The following is a 4,578-nucleotide window of genomic DNA, read 5'->3' as shown; positions in this document are numbered from 1 at the left end:
CAGACGGTGTTCTGGGTGGTGAGGTCGAGCTGACGCCCGATCCGCAGCCGCCCGCACCAGCGATGCCGAATCGTGAATCGCCGACAGCGACCACGCCCGCCTCCTCAGTGGAAGGTCAACGCCAACAAACGGTTTCACCACCCGCTCCGGTTGGCGCCCCGCACGAATCCACGCGGGAGACGAGTTCGACGGCTCCTGTGGCGCCGGTATCGAGCCCAGCCTCTCAGCAGAGAAACCAGGAAGGACCAGGATCCACCACGCCCATCGCCTCGATTGCCACACCGAGCACGGCGACCGACGAACCTCGCACGGTCCAGCAGTCCGCCGAGCAATCCTTCGAGTACTCCGGTGCCGGTCCGGTGATGGACGAGGAGGCCGCGCAGGAGACAGTGGCGGCGGCACCGGCCGCCGGGGAGTTCTTCCAGCACTCCGGCACCGGTCCGGTCATGGACGACGCCCCAGCGACGGCGCCGCGCCAGTGACCATCCTCGAGTCCTGGACCCTCAGTCCTGACGAGTTCGCCTGGTTGTGGTCCGGCGCCGGTCTCGACCGGTATCCGGATCCGATCGCGATCCTCGAAACCACCGCCACCGCCGACGAATACCACCAGTTGGCGCGGGAATTCACTGCCCGCTTTCCCCGCGATGGCCACAATAATCCGCGCCCGGCGCTGCGAGCCATCGGTGAGGCAGGCATTCGGATCACCGCGAGCGGCCGGATACACGGGACCGCCGACCGCGTCCGCGCGATCGCCGCCGCGACCTCCCAGCACAACATCATCGCGACCCAAACATCTTCAGCTGACCCGGATTTCGGTGCCCAGGTCCAGGTGGATTCAGTTCCTCGCCGAGATCTGCTGCACTACTTCTCGCTCACGTTGCCCACAACCCCCGCCGGCCAGGCCGAAAAGATGGTCGGCTACACCTCACGTATCCGCGGGGAATCACCACCATCCTCGTGGCATGTCGCCGCGGATGGACGGCCTGCGGTCGAGGAGCGGATACGCGCGTTCCTGCGCCTGCCCCGTTCGGCCGAAGGAGCTATCCGTATCGATCACCCGGGATCGACGCAACCGACGTACCTCAGCTGGGTCGACGTCGCTCCCGGTCATCACGCGTCGGGCAGATACCTGATCGCGGTCAACGAAACAGGAACAGACACAGTGATTTTGCCCGCCGGGATCGACATCATCGCATCGGAGCTGCGTCGGCGAATCCAGCCGCGCTAGCCGCCTCGTCGCGGACCAGCCCGAATCCACGGACACGACATGATGCGCCTCAGTTCGTGGCGATACGCTGGCTATCCGAACCGCGCCTCGTGAAGGAGCTACCCGATGAGCGTTCGCCGCGCGACCCCTGCCGATGTCGCCACGATGGTTGGACTGGTACATGAGCTGGCCGAGTACGAAAAGGCACCGGAACAGTGCACCCTCACCGCGGATCAGCTGCACAATGCGCTGTTCGGGACAGCACCTGCCCTGTTCGCCCATGTCGCCGAGCTTGACGGTGTCGTGGCCGGATGCGCGATTTGGTTTTTGAACTACTCGACGTGGGACGGCGTGCACGGGATCTACCTGGAGGACCTGTACGTGCGCCCGGAGACCCGCGGCACCGGCCTCGGCCGCGCCTTGGTCGCCGCGCTGGCGGCCGAGGCGGTCGAGCACGGCTACAGCAGGGTGTCGTGGTCGGTGCTCACCTGGAACACACCGTCTATCGCGTTCTACGAATCCCTCGGCGCCGCACCGCAGGACGAGTGGGTCGGCTACCGGCTCGCCGGCGCCGAACTGACGGCGCTGGCGGCGACCGCGAGCTGAGCCGATGCGCATCGCATTGCCGCACGAGTGGCCGCGCACGCCCGACGAGGCGATCGCGCTGCAGGACGAACTGCGCCCGCTGGTGCGCGCGGAAAACCCTGGGCCACAGAAATTTTCGACAGCGGCGGGAATTGATTCGGCCTACGCCGAGGACGGCACCGTCGCGACCGCGGCGGTAATTCTCGACACCGTCACGCTCGAAACCGTGGAATCAGCAGTGGCACAGGGAATTTCGACATTCCCTTATGTGCCAGGGTTGCTCGCGTTCCGGGAACTTCCCGCCACCGTCGCGGCATTGGAAATGCTCACCCGCACACCGGATCTGCTCGTCTGTGATGCCCAGGGCATCGCGCATCCGCGCCGATTCGGGCTGGCCTGTCATGTCGGGTTGCTGACCGGAATTCCCACCATCGGTGTCGCCAAATCGGTGTGGGGTGAATATCAGCAGCCGGGGCCGCGGCGGGGAGATGCCGGTGACATCACCATCGACGGCGAGGTCGTCGGCCGGGCGCTGCGTACCCGCGACGAGGTGAAGCCGCTGTTCGTCTCGGTCGGCCACCTGATCGACCTCGACACCGCCTGCGCGCAGGTACTCGCCCTCACCACGGGGTTCAGGCAACCGGAGACCACCCGCAGGGCCGACCACCTGTGCCGCGAGGCGCTGCGCGCGGCGACGGCCTGACTACGCCTTGTGCTCGGCGTCGGGGAGCTCGCCGTAGTCCAGCGCCATGAACCGGCTCGTCGCGGGCGCGAACAGCGCGCCGAGCCCGCCGAGCACCACGATCGCCAGCAAGCTACCCCACAGCGGCTGGTGCGAGTCGGTCAGCAGCGACCACGCCACCGGCAGCAGCAGCACCTGGGCGATGACCGCGATGGCGCGTCCCCAGCGCTTGCCGCGCAGCAGGGCGATGCCCGCGGCGAGCACGCCACCGAACAGCACGCCGAACCAGATCGCGGTGCCGACCCCGCTGGCCACCGACTGGTCGTGGCCGGTCAGCGCCCGCACGATCAGCACGATCGCGGTGACGACACCGGCCAGGCCCTCGAGCATCACCACCGCGCCCGCCACCCGCACCGTCGCCGGAACGCCGGTCGCCACCGGTTCGTCCTTGCGCTGTTCGCCACCGTCATTCACGTCGTGCTCCGCCACGCGCCCAGCCTACGACGAGCTGTCGTGGCGACCCGGCGCGCGGCGTGTGTTCACTGTCTCCGATTACGCTCGACACCGTGCGGACGCTGCTCATCGTCAATCCGAATGCCACCTCGACCACCCCGGCGACCCGGGATCTGCTCGCCCACGCCCTGGAGAGCCGAACGCAGCTGACCGTTGCGCACACCCAGCATCGCGGCCACGCGGCCGAACTCGCCCAGTGGGCATCCACGCAGGAGATGGACCTGATCGTCGTGCACGGTGGCGATGGGACGGTCAACGAGACCATCAACGGCTTCCTGCCGGTGCCGCAGGTCGGCGACGACCAGGTCTGGCGACCGCGCCTCGGCATCATCCCCGGCGGCTCGGCCAACGTCTTCGCCCGCGCTCTGGGCATCTCCCCCGATCCGGTCACTGCGACCAACCAGCTCATCGATCTGCTCACCCGCGACGCCGACCGCAGAATCGGGCTCGGACTGGCCGATGACCGGTGGTTCACTTTCAGCGCGGGCGTCGGCCTGGACGCCGATGTGTGCGAGGCGATCGATGCCGCCCGTGCGAAGGGCCGCAAGGCCACGCCGACGCGCTATCTGCGGACCACGGTGCGCCAATTCTTCCGCGCGCGGCGGCGAGAACCGAGCGTCACTGTCGAGGTTCCGGGACACGATCCGGTGGACGCTGTTCATTACATCTTCGTCACGAATTCGAGCCCATGGACCTATCTCGAGGATCGTCCGGTTCGCACCAATCCGGGTACGACCTTCGAATCGGGACTCGGGGTGTTCGCGATGCGGTCGATGAGTGTGACCCGTACCCTGCTGCTTGCCCGGCAGTTGCTGGCCGAGAATGGAAACCCCAAGGCCGACGCGCTCTTTCGGGCCGACGACGTGCCGTCGGTGCACATCGAGACGGCCGCGGAGATCGGCCTGCAAATCGATGGCGACTTCATCGGAAAACGCAAGATGGTGCACTTCACATCGGTGCCCGGCATCCTCGATGTAGTCGCTCCGAAACCTTCCTGAGCTTCGGACACGCGGAGGAATCTCCCTGTTGCGCTGCGAAAACCAGGAGACGCGAGTACAAAGGACCGGGCAGGTTCCCCTTGCGGGTCCGCTAGAGCGTGATCTCCCCCACGGTGCGCCGGACACCTATTGACATCTACGGTGTTCGTGAAAGCATTCACAAGCAACCGTGCGGAAACATTCGAGTCGCACAAGTGAACGATCCACTAACCAGAGGTGCCCTTTGTGGCGCCCGCGCAAAGGAGCAGAGGAATGGACTGGCGCCACAAGGCCATCTGTCGCGATGAGGACCCCGAGCTGTTCTTCCCGGTGGGTAACAGTGGTCCTGCGCTCGCGCAGATTGCCGATGCCAAGCTGGTCTGCGCCCGCTGCCCCGTCACTGCCGATTGCCTGTCGTGGGCCCTGAAGTCCGGACAGGATGCCGGCGTGTGGGGTGGAATGAGCGAAGACGAGCGTCGCGCGCTGAAGCGGCGCAACGCGCGCACCCGTACGCGTACCTCCGTCTAGTCGACGAAGGAGGCGTTACCGGGCCATTCAGCCCGGCCCGGTAACGCATGTGAGAACCCGGCACCTCGCGGTGCCGGGTTTATTGT

At 66.6% G+C, this 4,578-nt stretch carries 7 protein-coding genes; 6 read left to right on the top strand and 1 reads right to left on the bottom strand.

Features of this window, described 5'->3' with window-relative positions; genetic code table 11:
* Nucleotides 1-359: 359 nt before the first annotated feature.
* The 4 genes from ACFWPJ_RS25475 to ACFWPJ_RS25460 all read left to right on the top strand — a co-directional run bounded on the left by ACFWPJ_RS25475 (nt 360) and on the right by ACFWPJ_RS25460 (nt 2,495).
* A complete protein-coding gene (locus tag ACFWPJ_RS25475) occupies nt 360-482 on the top strand; it encodes a hypothetical protein (protein WP_378854905.1) in 123 nt (40 codons plus the stop codon).
* Nucleotides 479-1,228: an ESX secretion-associated protein EspG gene (locus ACFWPJ_RS25470; protein ID WP_378854904.1), complete on the top strand. Its 750-nt coding sequence runs from the start codon at nt 479-481 to the stop codon at nt 1,226-1,228. The genes ACFWPJ_RS25475 and ACFWPJ_RS25470 overlap by 4 nt, the downstream gene beginning before the upstream one ends.
* A 105-nt stretch (nt 1,229-1,333) precedes the next feature.
* Nucleotides 1,334-1,813, top strand: coding sequence for a GNAT family N-acetyltransferase (locus ACFWPJ_RS25465; RefSeq protein ID WP_378854903.1), 480 nt, complete (start codon nt 1,334-1,336; stop codon nt 1,811-1,813).
* A gap of 4 nt (nt 1,814-1,817) precedes the next feature.
* Nucleotides 1,818-2,495 (top strand): endonuclease V, encoded by a 678-nt coding sequence (locus ACFWPJ_RS25460; RefSeq protein WP_378854902.1) that lies wholly within the window; start codon nt 1,818-1,820, stop codon nt 2,493-2,495.
* On the opposite strand, the gene ACFWPJ_RS25455 is transcribed toward ACFWPJ_RS25460, so the two are convergent.
* Nucleotides 2,496-2,864 carry a hypothetical protein gene (locus ACFWPJ_RS25455; protein ID WP_378854906.1) on the bottom strand — a complete coding sequence of 123 codons (369 nt, stop codon included), beginning with the start codon at nt 2,862-2,864 and terminating at the stop codon, nt 2,496-2,498. It lies immediately after the preceding gene.
* 176 nt (nt 2,865-3,040) lie between these two features.
* Here ACFWPJ_RS25455 and ACFWPJ_RS25450 point away from each other — a divergent pair, with 176 nt between their 5' ends.
* Nucleotides 3,041-3,985, top strand: coding sequence for a diacylglycerol/lipid kinase family protein (locus ACFWPJ_RS25450; protein ID WP_378854901.1), 945 nt, complete (start codon nt 3,041-3,043; stop codon nt 3,983-3,985).
* A 252-nt stretch (nt 3,986-4,237) separates the two neighbouring features.
* Nucleotides 4,238-4,492: a WhiB family transcriptional regulator gene (locus tag ACFWPJ_RS25445; protein WP_022567051.1), complete on the top strand. Its 255-nt coding sequence runs from the start codon at nt 4,238-4,240 to the stop codon at nt 4,490-4,492.
* Nucleotides 4,493-4,578 lie beyond the last annotated feature (86 nt).

Source organism: Nocardia sp. NPDC058497, assembly GCF_042720195.1.
Taxonomy (GTDB): Bacteria; Actinomycetota; Actinomycetes; order Mycobacteriales; family Mycobacteriaceae; genus Nocardia.
The sequence above is the reverse complement of the archived record's forward strand: the minus strand, read 5'-3'. Positions and strand labels throughout refer to the sequence as shown.